The 18,520-nt window shown below is 39.4% G+C and carries 21 protein-coding genes and 1 pseudogene; 3 read left to right on the top strand and 19 right to left on the bottom strand.

From position 1 onward, the window contains the following. Nucleotides 1-141: 141 nt before the first annotated feature. From RS881_RS30300 to RS881_RS30310, 3 genes are all read right to left on the bottom strand, one after another. Nucleotides 142-519, bottom strand: a complete 378-nt coding sequence (locus RS881_RS30300; protein ID WP_315814157.1) for a hypothetical protein — start codon at nucleotides 517-519, stop codon at nucleotides 142-144. 320 nt (nucleotides 520-839) lie between these two features. After that, nucleotides 840-1,283 carry an SUKH-3 domain-containing protein gene (locus tag RS881_RS30305; RefSeq protein ID WP_315814158.1) on the bottom strand — a complete coding sequence of 148 codons (444 nt, stop codon included), beginning with the start codon at nucleotides 1,281-1,283 and terminating at the stop codon, nucleotides 840-842. 211 nt (nucleotides 1,284-1,494) lie between these two features. Then, nucleotides 1,495-2,286 carry an AAA family ATPase gene (locus RS881_RS30310; protein WP_315814159.1) on the bottom strand — a complete coding sequence of 264 codons (792 nt, stop codon included), beginning with the start codon at nucleotides 2,284-2,286 and terminating at the stop codon, nucleotides 1,495-1,497. Between the two features lie 303 nt (nucleotides 2,287-2,589). On the opposite strand from RS881_RS30310, the pseudogene RS881_RS30315 reads away from it, so the two are divergent. Continuing rightward, a pseudogene (locus tag RS881_RS30315) lies at nucleotides 2,590-3,914 on the top strand (MFS transporter). Between the two features lie 2,136 nt (nucleotides 3,915-6,050). Further along, complete coding sequence (locus tag RS881_RS30320) at nucleotides 6,051-6,407, top strand: hypothetical protein (RefSeq protein WP_315814160.1); 357 nt, start codon at nucleotides 6,051-6,053, stop codon at nucleotides 6,405-6,407. Between the two features lie 430 nt (nucleotides 6,408-6,837). Here RS881_RS30320 and RS881_RS30325 read toward each other — a convergent pair whose 3' ends face one another. Together RS881_RS30325 and RS881_RS30330 are read right to left on the bottom strand one after the other, a co-directional pair. Next, nucleotides 6,838-7,455 (bottom strand): hypothetical protein, encoded by a 618-nt coding sequence (locus RS881_RS30325; protein WP_315814161.1) that lies wholly within the window; start codon nucleotides 7,453-7,455, stop codon nucleotides 6,838-6,840. 338 nt (nucleotides 7,456-7,793) lie between these two features. Continuing rightward, nucleotides 7,794-8,525 (bottom strand): hypothetical protein, encoded by a 732-nt coding sequence (locus RS881_RS30330; RefSeq protein WP_315814162.1) that lies wholly within the window; start codon nucleotides 8,523-8,525, stop codon nucleotides 7,794-7,796. Nucleotides 8,526-8,993: 468 nt separating this feature from the next. Here RS881_RS30330 and RS881_RS30335 point away from each other — a divergent pair, with 468 nt between their 5' ends. Then, complete coding sequence (locus RS881_RS30335) at nucleotides 8,994-9,440, top strand: hypothetical protein (RefSeq protein WP_315814163.1); 447 nt, start codon at nucleotides 8,994-8,996, stop codon at nucleotides 9,438-9,440. A 930-nt stretch (nucleotides 9,441-10,370) separates the two neighbouring features. Here RS881_RS30335 and RS881_RS30340 read toward each other — a convergent pair. The 14 genes from RS881_RS30340 to RS881_RS30400 form a co-directional block, all read right to left on the bottom strand. Beyond that, nucleotides 10,371-10,691 (bottom strand): hypothetical protein, encoded by a 321-nt coding sequence (locus RS881_RS30340; protein ID WP_315814164.1) that lies wholly within the window; start codon nucleotides 10,689-10,691, stop codon nucleotides 10,371-10,373. 431 nt (nucleotides 10,692-11,122) lie between these two features. Then, nucleotides 11,123-11,581 carry a hypothetical protein gene (locus RS881_RS30345; protein ID WP_315814165.1) on the bottom strand — a complete coding sequence of 153 codons (459 nt, stop codon included), beginning with the start codon at nucleotides 11,579-11,581 and terminating at the stop codon, nucleotides 11,123-11,125. A gap of 1,277 nt (nucleotides 11,582-12,858) precedes the next feature. Beyond that, complete coding sequence (locus tag RS881_RS30350; protein WP_315814166.1) at nucleotides 12,859-13,152, bottom strand: hypothetical protein; 294 nt, start codon at nucleotides 13,150-13,152, stop codon at nucleotides 12,859-12,861. Between the two features lie 201 nt (nucleotides 13,153-13,353). Continuing rightward, nucleotides 13,354-13,938, bottom strand: a complete 585-nt coding sequence (locus RS881_RS30355; RefSeq protein WP_315814167.1) for a DUF2310 family Zn-ribbon-containing protein — start codon at nucleotides 13,936-13,938, stop codon at nucleotides 13,354-13,356. A 340-nt stretch (nucleotides 13,939-14,278) separates the two neighbouring features. Beyond that, complete coding sequence (locus tag RS881_RS60135; protein ID WP_350340262.1) at nucleotides 14,279-14,446, bottom strand: hypothetical protein; 168 nt, start codon at nucleotides 14,444-14,446, stop codon at nucleotides 14,279-14,281. Between the two features lie 29 nt (nucleotides 14,447-14,475). After that, complete coding sequence (locus RS881_RS30360) at nucleotides 14,476-14,697, bottom strand: hypothetical protein (RefSeq protein ID WP_315814168.1); 222 nt, start codon at nucleotides 14,695-14,697, stop codon at nucleotides 14,476-14,478. Between the two features lie 176 nt (nucleotides 14,698-14,873). Next, on the bottom strand, nucleotides 14,874-15,149 hold the full coding sequence (locus RS881_RS30365) for a type II toxin-antitoxin system RelE/ParE family toxin (protein WP_315814169.1): 276 nt from the start codon (nucleotides 15,147-15,149) through the stop codon (nucleotides 14,874-14,876). Between the two features lie 2 nt (nucleotides 15,150-15,151). Continuing rightward, nucleotides 15,152-15,391, bottom strand: a complete 240-nt coding sequence (locus RS881_RS30370) for a hypothetical protein (RefSeq protein WP_315814170.1) — start codon at nucleotides 15,389-15,391, stop codon at nucleotides 15,152-15,154. 23 nt (nucleotides 15,392-15,414) lie between these two features. Beyond that, nucleotides 15,415-15,675 (bottom strand): hypothetical protein, encoded by a 261-nt coding sequence (locus RS881_RS30375; protein WP_315814171.1) that lies wholly within the window; start codon nucleotides 15,673-15,675, stop codon nucleotides 15,415-15,417. A 290-nt stretch (nucleotides 15,676-15,965) separates the two neighbouring features. Next, the gene (locus RS881_RS30380; protein ID WP_315814172.1) at nucleotides 15,966-16,253 is read right to left on the bottom strand and encodes a site-specific integrase; all 288 of its coding nucleotides are present in this window, start codon (nucleotides 16,251-16,253) and stop codon (nucleotides 15,966-15,968) included. Nucleotides 16,254-16,303: 50 nt separating this feature from the next. Continuing rightward, nucleotides 16,304-16,615, bottom strand: a complete 312-nt coding sequence (locus RS881_RS30385; RefSeq protein WP_315814173.1) for a tyrosine-type recombinase/integrase — start codon at nucleotides 16,613-16,615, stop codon at nucleotides 16,304-16,306. Nucleotides 16,616-16,684: 69 nt separating this feature from the next. After that, a complete protein-coding gene (locus tag RS881_RS30390; RefSeq protein WP_315814174.1) occupies nucleotides 16,685-16,960 on the bottom strand; it encodes a hypothetical protein in 276 nt (91 codons plus the stop codon). A gap of 501 nt (nucleotides 16,961-17,461) precedes the next feature. Then, nucleotides 17,462-17,863 (bottom strand): DUF6392 family protein, encoded by a 402-nt coding sequence (locus tag RS881_RS30395; RefSeq protein ID WP_315814175.1) that lies wholly within the window; start codon nucleotides 17,861-17,863, stop codon nucleotides 17,462-17,464. 102 nt (nucleotides 17,864-17,965) lie between these two features. Continuing rightward, complete coding sequence (locus tag RS881_RS30400; RefSeq protein WP_315814176.1) at nucleotides 17,966-18,472, bottom strand: hypothetical protein; 507 nt, start codon at nucleotides 18,470-18,472, stop codon at nucleotides 17,966-17,968. Between the last annotated feature and the right edge of the window lie 48 nt (nucleotides 18,473-18,520).

Below are 18,520 nucleotides of genomic sequence, written 5' to 3' on the forward strand. Positions count from 1 at the left end.
TGCAGGCCCGGTTTTTTAGTTGGTGTAAAGCCCCGGGGTGGGATTTGTGAGCCAGGGCATTTGTGCCCTTCCTTTAGATAGTTAAATTTTATACAGGTGACAGGTTGGTCGCTGCCTAAGTTGTACAGGGCCTGCACTGCCCTACTCTCTTAGCGCATAAACAACTGAACGGTCCTCTCTAGGAATGGAACCAGTGTCGCTAAGCCATTTTCTGAAAAATCTATCAAATTCGGGACCGTTACTAGACCCTTTAAATTGATCAAAATAATTAAAGTCGAGTAACTTATTAATAGCACTGCAGATCTTATCAAATGTTATATCATCAAGAAGAATTAGACCAGGCAAGGAGTAATATCCCTGGATTGTCATTTCATATTCTAGTGCATGCGGCAAGAAGAAATATACTTCAAAATACATGCCGTCTATTTCAATAACAATGTCGTCTCGATATTCTTTTTGATTGTAATGATTTTCGATGTCCAAACCATTACCATTTAAACAGTGGATATTCACTTTCATAATTTGTTATTTAGCGCGTTCAGTGATAATTTGTTTTAACAATTCTTGATATCGCTGTTGTGTCGTGTTTGAGTCTCTCGGTATTATATCCTGATGGAGTGCATCATTATTAGATGGTGTGTGAATGTTTTTAAGTTCATCAGGAATGTAAAAAAGGCGCCCCAGGTTGTTTATCGGCCATTGCATGATCCGCCATACTGGCAAGTATGAAGTGCGGGATTGGTGTGCCTGGGTGCTTGTGCCCTTCCTTTGTATAACTAATATTTTTGAAGGTGAAAAGCTAGATACTGCTCAATCTACCAACATTTCCACAATTGCCATTATTGCCAGTGAAACTTAAGTAAAGGTTTTCGGTTTATGGTTACATCCAGGAAATCTTCAAAGGATTCACCCACTTGATAAACTCCTTCCTCCATAACCATATAAAAGCATAAGTCTAAGGAAATGAGCAGAAGTGCATTGCCAAAATGCAGTAGCCCTGCCGGGATAAGTGTTTTGCTCACAATCCTTTCGTATGCTTTCACATCGTCAGTGTCGAGTGAACGTCTACCTTTTTCGATACTAAGCTCGATATCGCTAAATTCTCCTGTAGGTAAAGTAAATTCTATTCTCAAATTCCAAAACTCCTTCCAAAGTAAAATTAGATTTTCATTTGGGAGTGTGAATCCCTCTAATTTTAGGTCATCAATTTCATACGCTATATTGATACTTCTATTCTCATACCATCCTGCGGAATCTAATATAGATAAAATAGTGTCGTCCAATGCTGTTTGTTTTTATGTGAAAGTAGATATCCTGAAGTGTGGTTCCACTAATGTGGTGTTATTTCTTCAGCTTCTGGATCAGCCTCGACGTGCTTTAAATAATCTGCTTTTTTTTTCTGCATATTGTTTGTTTAAGGTTGACTGCTGTATTGTATTCCTACTGTTCTACTCTGTACACGCCATGTAGGAAAGAATGCAGGACGTTAGTGCCCTACTCCAAATGCCGCAGGTAATGTGCGGGGTTATCCAGAAAGGTTTTAGTGATCCTGTAATGATCGGTTTCCTTGTACCCCACCTGCTGCATCCCGTCTTCGCGTATTTCATAGATCGTAGCTTCCGGTATGCCCATCAAAATAGGTGAATGGGTAGCAATGATAAATTGCACCTTGTTGCTTTTTAAAACCTGGAGAATAAATGCCATCAGCGACAGTTGTTTTAAAGGCGAGAGGGCAGCTTCGGGTTCATCCAGCAGGTAGATCCCTTTGTCCAGTATTCTTGCCTGCAGGATGGTCAGGTAGGCCTCTCCATGTGAATAGGCCTGCATATTCTCGCCATACTTTTCACGCATGGCATGGAGAGAGTAGTTCATGCTTTCGCTCATTCTTTCAATAATGGCATCATCCACCTTCCCTTTTAATTCATCCAGGTCCCGCATGATCTTCTCCTGCTCCCTTTCTACGCTATTGATGAAATCGCTGAAATCTTCTGCCCGGAAGAAAAACCCATTGTTGGTTTGCTTTTTCCATTCAAAATTCACAAATGGTCTTAATATCCTGGCTGCTTCAAAGCCTTTATGCCCACCAATCATTCCGCCTGTCAAAGGAAGGTTCAGGCTGAGGGCGATACTTTCCAGCAAGGTGGATTTGCCGGTCCCATTATCGCCAACAAAAATAGTTATCCGGTCATGGAAGGCTATTTGTTGCGCGAATTGAATAGCGGGTATATTATAAGGAAATGGGTGCTGTCTCCCGGCATCGATGGTGAGTGACTTAATAAACGGCATACCCAAATGTAATATTCTGCGCCGGAAATAATATAAATCTTATACGCAATTGTGTAAGGATGCCCCTTACTGTCAATACTACTTTTGATGCCTGCCGGCTCACCTGCCGAAAAGGAATGCGGGGGTATAGTATCAAATTATACAATCTTTCAATTTATCATTAAATCAGCGGAAGGATGCTGCAATGTCTATGGCATCCGAAAATAACTATTTATGCAAACAACCAACTCAGTTTCAAAGCTCGCTTACGAGAGAAGATGGACTGCCCTTGCGCTGCTATGTATGGCGCAGTTTATGGTCATCATGGATACTTCCATCATTGGCGTGGCATTGCCAGCCATCAAAACCGACCTTGGGTATACCCAAAGTGGTCTTCAGTGGATCTTTAATGCTTATGTAGTACTATTTGGCGGCATCTTATTATTAGGTGGCAGGTTATCGGACCTGTTGGGCGCCCGCAAAATATTTATGTGGGGTTTTGCTATCCTTACGGGGGCCTCTTTACTGGCCGGTGCGGCCTGGTCGCCCGGATCATTAAATACAGGCAGGGCTATACAGGGATTAGGCGCTGCATTGATCGCTCCCGCAGCGATGACGCTGTTGATGACCACCTTTACCGATCCGAAAGAATTGGGCAAAGCTTTTGGCCTCTGGGGGCTTCGGCAGCCGCAGGCGGATCAGCGGGCGTATTCCTGGGAGGCGTCATCACGGAATGGATGAACTGGAGATGGGTATTCTATATTAATATTCCCATAGGCTTACTGGTTCTAATGCTGTGCAAAACCTATTTAATGGCAGGCAGCAAATCCAGGGGTAAAATTGACTGGACAGGAGCCATACTGGCCACGGCTTCCCTGATCCTGCTGGTATACGCTATTGTATCAGCGGAAAATGCCGGCTGGGGATCTTTTCAAACAATAGCATTGCTGGCCGTAGCCATGCTCTTAATGGTGCTGTTTATTTCCATACAACGGAAAAAGAAACAGCCCTTATTACCGCTGCCCATTTTTAAGGCGCCCAACCTATCTGCCGGCAATAGCGTGATGGCATTATTGGCAGCCGCCTGGATCCCCTTGTGGTTTTTCCTGAACCTGTATTTACAACAGGTGCTTCAATTAAATGCTTTCAACAGTGGATTGGCTTTGTTGCCCATGACTCTTGCCATTATGATCGTAATGGTGGGGCTAACGGGCAAGCTGGTGGCCAAATATGGTGTTAAAGCCAATCTACTGGCCGGTTTACTATTGCTGACATTATCGTTATTGTTGTTTAGCAATGTTCCGGAGAAGGGTACATTTATTGTGCATATTTTACCGGCCTCGCTATTGGGCGCCCTCGGTATGTCACTTGCCTATATACCTTGTACCATGGCTGCTATGGCCGGCGCCAGGCCAGAAGAAACGGGATTGGCTTCCGGTATTGTAAATACCAGTTACCAGGTAGGATCGGCATTGGGATTGGCCATCGTGGCCGTGATCGCAGCTGCAGTAACCAAAAGCGCCGCCCTGAATGGATTACCCGAAACAGCAGCACTCAATGCAGGATTCAAAACTGCTTTTTTAAGTGCCGCTGTTGTAAGTGGCCTGGGGATAGTGATTGCCGTTATTGGCATAAAACGACCCAGGTAATACAACGATCGTTTGTAGTTTGTAAAGTTGGACAGGTGCAAAAGTCTTCACTCCTTGTGAAGGCTTTTTGCCTGTCCATTCATTTTCATAGGCGCTGCAGTCAACGTCGCTTTGCTGTTGTACAAAGATTTTACCCTGCCCGTATCCTGGACGGTGGCGGATCGATATTGGGGGCAAACCTTTCACCCCCTGGCGCAAGCTGCCTCTTAAAGGTGGGTTGCTGTTCTTTGGTCAGGCAGTCTTTCTGTCACTGTGCACTGCTGAACGTTTGAGGCTTTACGGAAGGCGCCTTCGGCAAAGCCTGGTGAGTTAGCAGCGCGGTGCAAAAGACCACCGGATCAAAGAACTTTGTGAAACGGTTGCCCGCGGTGCAACCTATCTACATCCATTGTTGCTTTGGGTGGGAGGCGCCAGCTTCCCTGCCACTTGGTGCAAAAATGGGCTGTTTTTGTGTTTAGTGCTTTAAGCATACTCAATCCATAGGGAAGGTATACTGTAGCTATAGGGAAGGGTTATTGATTACTGATTATTGATTACTCTGATCTTTGTAAATTCTTTACTGTTGTTTTCTGTTCTTTGCTTCTGGTCCTTATGCTTTCTTTTCTTTTTCAGTAACACTGCAGGGCAAACGTACGACAAAGGCCAGGCCATTTCAAATGTGTTTTTGTCGTTTCGGCTATTTTATGTCGAAAGCGCTATAAATCGACGTCATTGTAGTCAATTTATAGCCGAAACGACATAAACCGGCAATGGGGTATTGGAAACGGGTATCCTGATGTCGTATGTTTGTAATCGAAGATAGAATCGCGGATAGAATCGCAGATTAAGGGATTAAAGTGATTTCGCGGATTGAATCGCAGATGCAAGGATTAAGTGGGTTTCGCGGATTATGAACTTTTGCTTCGCTGGATGTCTTTTGAGGGGTTTGGCGGAGTATCAATAAAGAAGCTGATCGACTGTGTGGACGGGGCCCCTAAGCACGGTTGATGTACGAGGAGTGTTGTGCAACACTTGGGAATACCAGCTTGGAGCGACGAGCTACGAGCTGTGAGCCTTAGGAGTCAGCAGTCAGGTTTTAGGTATCAGCTATTAGCTTTTGCTTTTAGCGGCCAGGTTGGGCTATTAGCGGTTGGGTTTTAGCAGTTGGTCTTAAGGTTTCGCCATTAGCAGTTTGTTGATGGCTACCGGCTGAGGGCTATTGCCACTGGTTTTCATTTTGCTGCTGTGATCTGTTAAAAAGCTTTGGTGAGCCAGCCACCAGGGCTCGACGGCACAAGTACGCCTGGTACAGTTACGGGGCTGCCTACTTGCGCCAGGAACGTGGACAAGGGTCCGGATGCAGCGGGGAGTGGAAGGCAGGTTTTGGCCGGGACAAGGGCCTTGGCTTGAACTGTTAGGAGCTAACGGTTAGGTAGCCTGATTTTCAACATGTCAATGTTTGGTAAGTATATACAGCAATGCATGCCATCACCTGTATTGACCTGGTGTTATGATGCAATGGCCCCGTTCGTGAGAGCGGGGCCATTTTTCTTAAATTTGTTAAGAATGAACATGGTTATGACGAAGCGGCAATTAGGGAACAGATAAGTCCTCATCCTGGGAGGATGCACATGATAGCATAAAATTAAAAAGAAAACCCCGATAATTTCTGTTATGAGCATTAGGCTAACTGGGACGGTCCCAGCAATTGTGAAAGTTCTAAAAATTGGAGCCCTGGGCAAGTATGAGTATTTTGTGGATCTAGAAGATACGAATCAATTAATAAAGGCGCGTACAAAGTAGCACCCGGTTCTGTTGCAAAGCCGAGAGGAAAAATGTGCAAACTACAATAACTAATAACACCCAAGATTAACACCAGGAAGATGAAGTTGATTACATATAAAGCAAAAGAGATCAGGGAAATAGTATCTAGTTTATTGAATCCCCTGTTTATCGAAAATGGGTTTGCATATAGCAAATCCCAAAACTGGTACCTAAAATCAACAGGAGACTACGATAATATTTTTCATATTGTACTACATAATCGAAGTGATCATTTTTCAATTGAGGTATTTATATATATTCGACAAAAAGAGGTGGAAAAGGAATTAAGAAAGACCCAAAGTAATTCAACAGAGATTACAATGGGAAATACCCTTGGGGTTTAATAGTCCAGATGGAAAAATTGTTGTACATAATTTAATGGAAATACTCTTAATTGAAGACATTGATCTTGATGCAGCAGCAGAAACAATTGAAATGTATTTCAACAGAATAGCAAAACCCTATTACGAAAGATATAATAACTTAAGAACAATAGATGAAATTTTCAACAATCCTCCATTTGCCTATAACCCTGCAGATGTAGGTGGCATGTTTGATGACAGATGCATGAGAGGGCTTATTGTTGCAAAACTGGCAGATAATCCTAATTATTCTAACCTGGTATCGATCTACGATGGGGCAATTTTGGAAACAGAGAATATTAAATCAATTGAAGATTATCAAAAGTAAAACAGGCTTTAGGGTAAAGTGGGCAGTGTTCCGGTTTTTGTGCCTGCCAAAAATTAAAATAGGTGGCGCAAGGAACTGCCCGGCCCTGCGCGTGGGGTGCTTGCCTGGAATAATTAGCTAGTCTCTTTAAAAAGAGCTGCCGCTGCCCTGTCTTCAAAATATTCATTTCTCCTTCAGCGCTCCCATTAACATCCTTCTTTACATTTTTGCCGGATCGCCCGCACTGAAATACCTTTCTACATTGCCCTCTCAACCCTCAAAAGTAAAGGAGCTCACTGCTAATGAACTCCTTTGCATATCTTAAATTAATGAAGGTGACGATCGGAACACTGCCGAAATTAGGCTACCACTTCCTTTGGGATAGGCACTTGCATAGGAAGATATTCTATGTCTTTATGTCCTTGAATAATAATAATATCTCCATCTGCGCTTATACTTTTATACATTTCAAAAAAAAAAAACTCAATCCCATTTTTGTTTCGTCTATGCTTTTCTCGAAAATGATTTGATCTCCTTTTTCCAATGTCATTTTTGAATACATCCCATCGGCTTTAAAATTAACCCAAATTGCAGCTTTAAGCAGTTGGCCATAAATTATGACCTCGGATTCAACCAATCTGTAGTCAGGATTTAAATGGATTTCCTTGCCTCCTTGGAAGGCATGCCTCACAGCATCAATAAGATCATTATTTTTAATGCTAATAGCAGCATATTCTAAGTATCTGCAGGCCTTTTCCCAAATATAGTCATTTTGTCTTTGAACACTAAGCGAATTGAATTTAGTCAGATCAAATAAGCCATAGTATGCAAGTGTCCCGCCATTTTTTTTGAAATAATGCACATAGTCCGATGGAATTGCTGGATACTTTTCGTAGTATTTATTATTTGCAAAATAAATATTGATAAACTTAATGGGATCACTTCGATACCTGTCATTTAATAATCTATTTAAAAGGGTAGCTATAGCAAAGTATTTCTCATTTAAGTGAAGCAACTCCCCTTCGTCAACTTTAAACCAGAACAAAGTTCTTTCAATCTTATTCTTCATTATTTTGGAGGCCGAATGGCTTTTTGCGTTTCAAAATTGATTGGATATGGCTTTTCAGATCTTATCAAAAGTTATATCATCAAGAAGAATTAGACCAGGCAAGGAGTAATATCCCTGGATTGTCATTTCATATTCTAATGCATGCGGCAAGAAAAATACACTTCAAAATAGACGCTATCTATTTCAACAACAATATCGTCTCGATACTTCTTTTGACGGTAATGACTTTGGATATCCAAATCATTGCCATTCAAGCAATGAATATTCACTTCGTAATTTATTGTTTGGCACGTTCAAAGATAATTTGTTTCAATCACTGCCGCCGACACTGCCAAAAATTAAAGAATTTCCTGGATAATTATATGTTCATTCCCTTTTATATCAAACTCATGATATACAACCGCATAATGGAGATTAGAATCTAAGGGTTCTAATATTGATTCAAGGAAAAAGCCCTTTTGCGCTATTCTCCTGGCAGAAACCGTTTTTCGTCGATTATCAAGAACAGCCAATTCATAAAAATTTTTATCATTCGGCAAAATGAGGTACAAAAAAAGCAAAGACCTATCTTTACCGTCAACGTTTCTTTCGTGCACTTTAATGTTAATTAACTCTCCTCTTTCATATTTGCCCAAACTGTCATATTTGGCCTCGTAAATTATATCCCCTTCAAAGTTATAAAAATAGAAGTCTGGCCATTTTTTTACCACCGAATAATCCCATGCTGGACCAACTACACGTCCATTAAGCGAATAAGATTTATACACTAACTTACCGACTGAATCATACAAATATTCGTACCCACTTCTGGATAGATTGTCAATAGAAAGACTATCAATTGTATTGCCTTTGTGCTGTTTCACATATGGCCCTGTTTCCTTGCCATAAGAGTAAATGGAATATCCTATGAATTCTTTAGTATCTGAATCATAATGATTTACTATTCCATGAAAAGCTGAATCTCCTAAAGTTGGACCTTTGGCAAGTACCCCTTCATTTGTTTTAACTTCAAGAATATTTTGTTTTCTATTTTCGTTGCAACTCAAACTCAGGAGGACTGATAAGATCACAAATATCCTCGACTTAATTTTCCTTCTTCGACTCATAATAAGGTTGTTTATATGATCATGCTCCAATCGGTACACGATAGATTTTACGACGCAATGTAGGGGGCGTTTTTCAGCTGACCACCACATTTTAAGCCTTTCTATCCACACCTTTTTCACCCTTAAACAGCAAAGGAGTTGACTATTAATCAACTCCATTACATATTTTATTTTCTCGCAGGTTTCAATCGGTACATTGCCGCCAGGAGCCATTATTATAAAACTACACGGTAACAGGCAACAGGAATGGTAAGGGGGCTGTGTCTATCGGAGCAGGCAGCTGGTTTATAGGTATGATAAAATTGACAGCCAGGTAGGAAAATGGGAGTTGTTCCAAAGGTTTTGAAGCATTGCAATGAGCCAAAATGGCTAGTAATAACCTGCAGTAATAGTTCAAATGATTAAATTGCTGATCCAACTAATTATTTGTTCATGACTGGTAATGATATTTTGAATTTTCTCAATACAGGCGTGATTCATGGAATCAACATAGGCATGTCGGTAGCATCTGTTAAGGATACCTTGGGGATACCGAATGAAAATACAGGAGACGAGAATATAGGATACCTCTTTTATGGAATACTATCGCTAGGGTATTACAAAAATACTATTGACGGAATCGCCATCAATTTTTTTAAGGATAAAACGATAAATGTCCTTATTGATGAAAATGATTTTGGCGAATCGGCTGTAATAAACGGCAATACCCAGATCCACGAGTTTATATACTTACTAAATTCAAGAACCCTTTTGTGGGAATGCAGTAATACAAAAGAGCTGGATTATTTTACTATTCGATCGAAGAAAGGAGTAGGGGTAATATTTGATTTATACGATGGGCGCTTAAACAGGTTGAGCTATGCAGGGCACAGTTTGTAACATAAGGGTCGTGTTCAATTCTCAACCTGCTTAAGGTCATTTTTTTAGTTAAGGGCACAAGTACCCAGGCACACTACCCCAGCGCTACCTACTTACGCCGGGTAAGTGCCTTGGCAGGCAGAGCGGCTTTTCTTTTGCCTTGATGCAGAAGTACATAAAAATCAAGCCAGGCCCGATCCCTCCGGGTGGCCTGGCCAACCAACTCCCTCCTCTTGTATAAATCCGGACACCTGATTGTGTAAAGGCTGTAGAGGTTGCACTGCCGATCATCACCACCACTGCCATATCCTAAACTCAGCCAGGCATATCATAAAGAGAACTAAATGTAAAAGGATGACTGCAATTATAGCTAATCGAAAAACAAGCAATCTAAATCTATCAGTGCTGTAGACATAATTACCAGACTCCAATAGATAAGACGCCAAACCTGCCCCCCAGTAAAAAAAAGTTAATAAGCCCGACATATAAAAACAAGACCGGTAATAGAAAGAAAAATTATAGTGATTTTTTGTTGTAACTGAGAGTACAAACAATATCACAAATAACAAAAACCAATGCTAATTACAATCTTATTGAAAAGCAACCAGCGGTCTTTGTACCACAATAACCTGTTATCTATAGACATATTATTAAATATATTTTATTTATCCCTATTCCTTCTACGTCTATGATCCCTATCGGTACGAGCTTCACTTCTACGGAATTCTACATCATTATTGCCTTGGAACACGCCTCCGTTTGTTGCAAATTTTGTTATAGGCTTATAGTGAAACCCTTCACGAATAGCCTTTTGATCGGCTTTTGTATCCCAACCAAGTTCTGATGGTAATGTATACGCCTGAGATCCTGCCACTGCCCTACTTCCAAGCCGCAGATAAAGGGTTTAACACCCTACGGATCATACGCCACCTTCTCTCTACACCACCACCTCTAGTTACCGGAATTTACCCAGCCTATAATTCTAGACATATACTCCGATTTAATCTTATGACGCGCCCCCTTTTTATTTAACTCTGTGAATACGCTTTGCAATAGCTCAGCATCTTCATTTGCCATTGGAGTAAAGCTTTGCTTAACACGCCTTGTTTGCAACGCTGGAATCAATTCCTTCTCCAACATTTTAAGACTTCCAGCTGTGTCAGTTACTGTATGCCAAGTCCTAACATATTTACCAAGTCGACTATGCTCCAGCTTTCTAATATCAAAAGAAGAATCATTTTTATACCCAAATTCAATGAATATTTCTAGCAAAACTTTACCCCGGGCTTTTTTGAGTTATACTAACATACTCAAGCCCGCGATAAGCCCCTTCCTTTACTATAGTTTTTTGTTTCCCGGAAAGCGTTGACGGTAAATCGCCTTATCCGAAGAGCAAGATAGCAGAACTCCAATTTGCAATAAAATAAAAAAAATGGTGGCTGTCAATTTCATACTACTTAATTAATAAAAAAAGAAACTACTAATAGCTTTTCTAGTTTTTCAGCAAATTGCTCTGAAATTTCTTGTTTATTTCTGTTCTTAGTAACTCCAGAATTTAATATCTGAATCTTATCTTTAATATCAAGAGACACCATCTTCCTGGTTATTGGATGTGCAAAAGAAACCGTATGCCAGGTGAAAATCGGTACACTGTCCACACTGCCCCTATAAGTGGCTTTTATAATAATTACACAAATCAATTCCTATTGAATCAAAATATGAGAACTCATCACGAGGTTTATCGCTCCAATTGAAAAATGCCGTTTTACTTCCGACAAAAAGGTAACAGTTCGAATGTTGCTGGAACAATTATTATTCTCTGATCCTTTAGCCAATTGGAAAACATAGCGGCCACTATCCGTGACTTTGTTCTCGGCTCCGATTTCCACTATTTCAAATAAATTGCCCTTTTCAAGTGATTTAAAGAGAAAATTTCTCCCCAGTACGTTACCTCCTATTACCCCTAAACCATTTTCCAATATTACACTGTCATTAATTGAATTGTATTTTTCGTTTTCCATTACAAATACAATACAAGGCCCTGCATAGGAATCACTTATTTGATATTCAAAAGGGCTTACCTGGCATCCAAAAAGCAAAGTCAACAATGTTATTCCTACAATTGTGTTCTTGATAATTAAAAGATAAAAAGATTTTAACATGCAATTTTAGTTTAAATAATTTTTCAATGTAAGCAACTAATCAGGTATTCTTAGTGGTAGTTTTCCGGTCGCTGATGACGGTCAGCACATTGCCCAGGTGGTTCGATAATTCATACTGCCGGTTGCCCCGGTAAAAGTAGCGCCCTGGTAATCCCCCTTACATATTTTATTTTCTAGCAGATTTCAATCGGTACACTGCCGCACACTGTCCCCTTATTTACCGACAGAATCAATAAAATATTCAAGCCTTTCTTTTGGGAATAAAATATACCAGGATAAGTAATAAAATAAAATCCGGATTCTAACTCATGAAGACTTTTTAGCTCTGTGAGATTAAACATCTTCACAAGGTTGTCAGATTGAAAATTGTACAGGCCTTCCTCTAAGTCTTCTGTTTTTAATTTAGTTAGCGAAGGGATGGAGTCGTAAACGAATTCATAATTTTTATTTTTACAGTTTTTAATATAGACCCAGCGAGGCTTGCCAGGATTTCCATTTAAATAGTAATATAAATAATCGTCATCAAAAAATAAACTATGATTGTTTGAATTAATTTTCTTCTCCTTGTGATCAATCTTTCTTTTTAAAACGAAATAACTATTCTTAAAGATTCCTATCTCTTTATATCGATAGATAGCTTTGTATCGGTCACTTTCAAATATTGTTTTTCTTTATATTGTTCACGACATGCCGTAAATGATATAATAAGAATGAATAAGATTTTTAATTTAATTGAACACATACATCAGTATAGTATTTAAGGTTGTCATTGAATAATATCCGCGCGTTTACTAGCTTATCCGTTCCTGTCAGTCAGATAATTCTCCTTTAGTAAAATCGTGTCGTTGGTGGCCATGGCCAAGGGCAAAATATCTATGTGCATAATGAGTAGCCATTCTTAAATTGGATTTCGTATCTCTATTAGTCAGGACTTGAAGTGATTTTATTGTAGTAACAGGGCTTATCTTTTCTGCCGATAAACGTGTAAAGATCGTCCACTTCGTACACCTGATTATACACCCTCATCCCATAATCCTGCTGACTGTTCAATCACTTTACTTCATTGTCATTCTCCTTGTTATTAAACCAGATCAGGCTCCAATGGGTACACGATAGATTTTACGACGCAATGTAGGAGGTGTTTTTCAGCTGACCACCACATTTTAAGCATTTCTATCCACACCTTTTTCACCCTTAAACAGCAAAGGAGTTGACTGTTATTCAACTCCTTTACGTATTTTATTTTTAAGCAGGTTTCAATCGTAACACTGTTTACCTTACTTATATAATTCCCCTTTAATCATATCTAGCCATTCTAAAGTATCAGCAGGACTCCTAAAGTACCTATTAGCATCCTGGCTGACTTCTTGCCAATAAGGTTCAATATTGCTCATTAAGGTTATCAATTCCTTTTTCAATTGCTCTAATTCAAGTTTGAATTTTTCGGATTTGCTAAATTCTATAATATAATTGTTTACAACCTCTTGATCAGTAATTCCATCAAAGTCCGCATCTGGAAAATAGCCTCCAAAAAACTGGAACAATCTGGGATAATCATTTTTTAAGCTCATGGCTATTTTATTTAATGTACATTATAATTCTACTGTTTGGTAAATGCAGTTAAAATATTGAACTGCACCAGACCTCTTGGCCATGCTTCTATATCAGTTATAAAACTACACCAAAAACAAAAAGGCTGGCTCAATATCAGTCTTTTAAGCATATAAAATTTAAGCAGGTGATAAGTTGTACACTGCCGTTTTGGGGCTACTTTATGATATAAACAAGCAATGGTCACACTTATAGTCAAACATGCCCAATAACTTTTCATCTAATTTCCAAGAACGATGACATTTAGGGCAGCCTTTAAATTTGTCACTGTCGTCATATCTGAATAGATAATAATAGCAATTTTTACCTGTAATTCTTGTCACCAATTCACACAATGTGATTCCGTGATGAGATAGTGAGCTTTCATAATTAGATAGCAAATTCAGAAAATACACATCATCAAAATTTCCTCTAAACCATAATCGATATACTGCTTCATAATCATTCACCCAAGAAATAAAATTATAATAATTAGTACCATCTGTTGATGTGGGCGGCAATAAATACAGAGGAACCGGAAAGAAATTATCAAGGGACCTTATAGGAGAAGCTCCACCTTGATATAAGATATAACCCGATACCCTACTTATCTCTTTTTCAACCTCTCCTTCTATCATTGACTCAATCACATAATCGAACTTGATATCTAACTTTTCTTTTAATACTTGCAATAATAATTGAACATTCCTGTCATATCGACCCACAGCCATCGCTTCCTCATCGATCAACACTCCATAAAACTCCACATACTGTCCATTATATATAGGATGCCCGAAAAAAATCAATTAATAGGCCACTATCTTTTTAAGCCTCGAAGGACATCCAACATAATGTCACTATCAAGTTGAGCATCTTTGGGAATCTCGAACCTTAATCTTGCAATACGATGACTCATAGTATAATTTATGTAAATTCCTTGGGCAGCTCACCGCTTCTTTTTCTTGCTCTCTTTCTTGTTCTATTGCATCAAATGCTTCTTTTCTCGCTTTCTTCAACTTTTCATTGTATTCCTTACTTTTTTTCAAGTAGTTCATCATATTGATTTCGTTTGGATGCATTAAAAGTATGTATGGGTGCCTGCCATTTTTACAGGCCTATTTTCCGTTCCATTTTGATTATAAAAATGGAATCGGCTCCATTTGGGTCTAATATCCAAATTGGATTATTAGCAAATGCCATATATGGACTTTCATAGTTTTTGGGTTGCGGGGCCACACTCAAAAACCTCCCAATCCTCGGATCATAGACCCGCATGCCATAATCCTGCTGACTAACCAATCCCTTTACCTCATTGTCATCTCCTTGCCATTAAATCCAAACCGGCAATGCTCCTTCCCGTTAACATTGCTGATCTGCCTGCTCAACATCCCAAGAGGATAATAATCATTGGCCGCCAGCATTTCGGGTTCATAGTAATTGACCACTGGTATGGTAAATCCGCCAGGCAATGTCAAAGAGCCATTCGAATATACACCTATTTTCCGGTCGCTGATGCTGGTGAGCACATTGCCCAGGTGGTTCCCTTACTGCGCCTTTTTAATTATTAAAATCAAGTTGCGGTTATACCAAAACTTTAAGTGCAAGTAATTTCAAAGAACTTCTTTGCTTCATCAAAGAAAAAATCTACTATCTTTTGAATAGTAGATTTTTGTTTAAAGCTTATATCCTATGTTATCAGTATTTAGGTTTCTTTTTTTGTGTGCCTTACAGCATTCACAATAATGGTATCTTCTTCTATTTCATACACAATTACATAAGGGAATCTGTTTATCTTCAATCTCCGGAAGTATTCATGTACCGAATAATAATACTGTGGATGATTACATATTTTGTTCTGTCCGACTTCCAACTCACCTAAAAACTCATCTCCTAACCCTGCCTTCTGTTCTTCATACCATTCATAAACTTCTTGAATATCAATAATGGCTTCCGCCTGTAATACCAGCGTATAACTCATTACTACTTCTTTTTGCCAGTAATGATGGCCTTAGCATCCTCCCAGCTATAAGTTTTACTTTCCCCGCTTAATCTCTTAGCTCTGCGTTCCTCAAATAGCTTTATTTCTTCATCGGTAAACTCGTACTCAAAATCATCATCATCGGTGTATTCTTTAGCTATAGCATACAGTAGCTTCAACAGCTTTTCATCACCTTTGTCTACATACTGATGTAGTTTCTGACGGATATTTGTGACTTCCATAACTATGCTCATTTTCAACAAATTTAAGGTTTTAAATGATTATCCAAAAGGATGGTGTTTTGCAAGGGCATCCTGTAAATCCTCCACCTCCTGGCAGCATATTTTCCAGTACTGGAAATATGCTTATGGCCAGCCATGTACTGCACCTGTCTTTTGGGGTGGATTTTGAGCCAGTTCATGATCACTGAACCCCGGATATGCAGGGCATTGGTGGCAATGGGGTTTAAACCCTGTAATTCCGGCAATAAATGGGCTATGGTATTGCGGACACCTCCGGACATCAATTCCTCTCCTAGGGGCTTTAAATGGCTTCTTATGACGCTTAAATACTGGTGCAGGGGCATGATCTGTTTTTAGGATAATTCCAATACCCTGTTCTTGCCCTGACTGGTGGAGGGGATGTAAACAGTACCCCTGAAATACCAATAAACCCAGTAATACAATGTTCCTGCCATGTGCCTGATCTGCCTGCTGTTGCCGGTGGGTTTCTTTCTTTAGCTGGCTGTACCCGTAGTATAGGCTATCCAGTTCTGTCCTGCTTAAAGGATTTTTGATCACCTTTTGCAGTTCGCCCTTAACCTGGAGTGTTTTTGGCAGGGTTCTTTTCCAGTTCTCCCTGCTCTTTCAGATAGTCCAGGTATTTACGGATACTGGTGAGTCGCAGGTTGATGGTCTCCATGCTGATGCCCTTTGTTTTCTCATACTGGATATAGGTCATTAGATCATTGTACCTGATTTCCTGTACTTCTATATGCTGCTGTTCTGTTAGCCAGCCCATAAACCGGCTTACATTCAACAGGTGTTCATCAATGGTTCTCGGGGTATGCCTCTTGGCTTGCAGGTATTGTTTAAAGTGATCCATCCTTTTGGTTTTTAAGTTCATGAGCCAGGTGGACATAAATCTGTGTGCTGTCAAAGGCTACTATGCCCCAGAAAACGGGCGATTTCTTCTATAGGGATACCACTAAGGGATAAATGGGTAGCTATGCTATGCCTCAAAGTATGCAGGCCAAACTGCTTCTCAATGCCTTCCAGGTACCGCCGTATATCTTCTGCATGCCTGGCAGCAATGGGCACATAACGTTGTTTATTGCCCTTGCCCTTCCTTACAAACAGCAGTCTCTTTTGCAGGTCAATATCTGTGAGGTTGAGCATAGTGCCTTCCATCTTTCGCAGACCACAGCCATAGAATACGGCAATAATAGCCCTGTCCCTTTGCCCCATAGCCACATTGTTTTCCCTATATAGTCCAGCACATATTTACCACTGCTGTTGATGTACTGGTACATTGCCCTATTCGGAATCTTGTTCTCTTTGCTTAATTAAGAAGTTAAAGATGTCTTCCAGTGATGGATTTAGGGGAAAGATTTCCTTGAAAAGTAATTTATCGCCATCAAAAGTTATTTTATCAATCGTCCAAGTGTTAGAATTTTGAACAAGAAGTACAGTTAAACAACCACACCTTATACTTGTCGTATAGATAAGGCGACTTTTGCCATCTCTTGCAGTTTTTTGAAGATGAAGAAAGTTTGTAAACCCAAACTCTTTCAACTTTGCCTCTGTAACCATTTTTGTTGTGTTTTTGTAAAGATAACGTCAACAGATATATATTCTCCATTTTCACCTAATACTTTGTTTTCTACTTTAGCATTGGAAAACTTTAGTCTTTTGCTGCTATTCCTGTAAAAGTACCTAGCGCGGCCTCGGATTCTGTCGCGCCTTCCTTTATGAGTCTATTAAATGTTTTAAGATTATCTCCCATTTGAACGGATGTTTTGGGTATTCCTGTTATCCGGCTGATGGAACTTATTCCAATGCTTTCACTATTGATGAGCTTTACCTGTTCATTGGTTGCCAGGTGGTTTTTTTGTACAAGTATTGACTACGGTGGTATAGGCTGCAGGTGTTACAGCGATACTTTTGAGCCGACTTATAGAATCCTTTCTTGATACAAATGCCTTTGTAGTACTGGCAGTTCATAGTTCAGGTGACGGTTGGAACACTGCCCCCTCTCGCCTTATTGTAATTTGGCATTGAGAGTAGGCTCTAGCCTTAGCGAAGCAAATGTGATCATATCAATGCTTTCTTTGTTGGAGGAATATTGTATGTGTAAACTATGACTTTGAAAATAATATTTATCCCAAAAGGAATTGGATCAATTATATCTACGCCCCCACCACTTCTGTTTGGAGTTCCAAAAGTTAATCGGATTTCGTTTTGGGACATATTAAATAATAGATTATAAGGAATGAAGCCAGCATACAATTTCCCGTCGTTGGTTTTCCCAGAGAATAAGTGTATGGTAGTAACACTTAAACCAATATCAATGACGAGATCAATACCTTTTTCTGGATTGTATAAGAAATACACATCCAAACCTTTTTCGAGATCTTTCCCATTAAAGTATTCATTAAACTCATGATCAGTCCTTAATTCAGGTATTTTTTTTTCAATCCAGTTAATAATTTTCATATTAAATTCCTGTTGTTGTATTTGTTGTCGTAGACGAATTTGTTGATCCTGCCGTATTTTTAATTTTTAAGCAGGTGCAAATCGGTACACTGCCGTTGCCGATCACTGCCGCCAATCCACATCTCCAAATAAAAAACCAGTTTTTATGAATTTTTCTAATGCCTGGGGAAAGCATTTAGTTATTATTAGCTTGAATGACTCTATTACTTTTTCTATTTTCTTTTCAAAATCAAATGAATCAAGCGTTCCGGCAAAAAGTACATCATCAATAATTGATTGAGTAATTTGAAATACCAACCTATCTTTCAGAAATTCCAATTCTACTCTTCTATCAAGCTCATAAAAATGAAGTATGAATTTACTTTTTTTATGTCCCAAAAAATGTAATAATGAATCGAGGTCTGAAGCAACTGAATTAAAATCGTACGAAAAATCCACCTTATTAAATCTGACATCCCATTTGGAAAAAATAGTAGAAAATAAAGCTATTCCCTTTTGGTCTATTGATAAGCATGCATCTGAAAGAACACCCACGACATCATCCTCTTCATACTCGGAATAATCCTCTCTATCTGGGATTAATTTTAAGTGATCAATAGTTATTTCCATAATATATGCTAATTTACTGGATACGCGGATTTAATGAATGCCTTTGCT

Source organism: Paraflavitalea speifideaquila (assembly GCF_032395985.1).
Classification (GTDB): Bacteria; Bacteroidota; Bacteroidia; order Chitinophagales; family Chitinophagaceae; genus Paraflavitalea; species Paraflavitalea speifideaquila.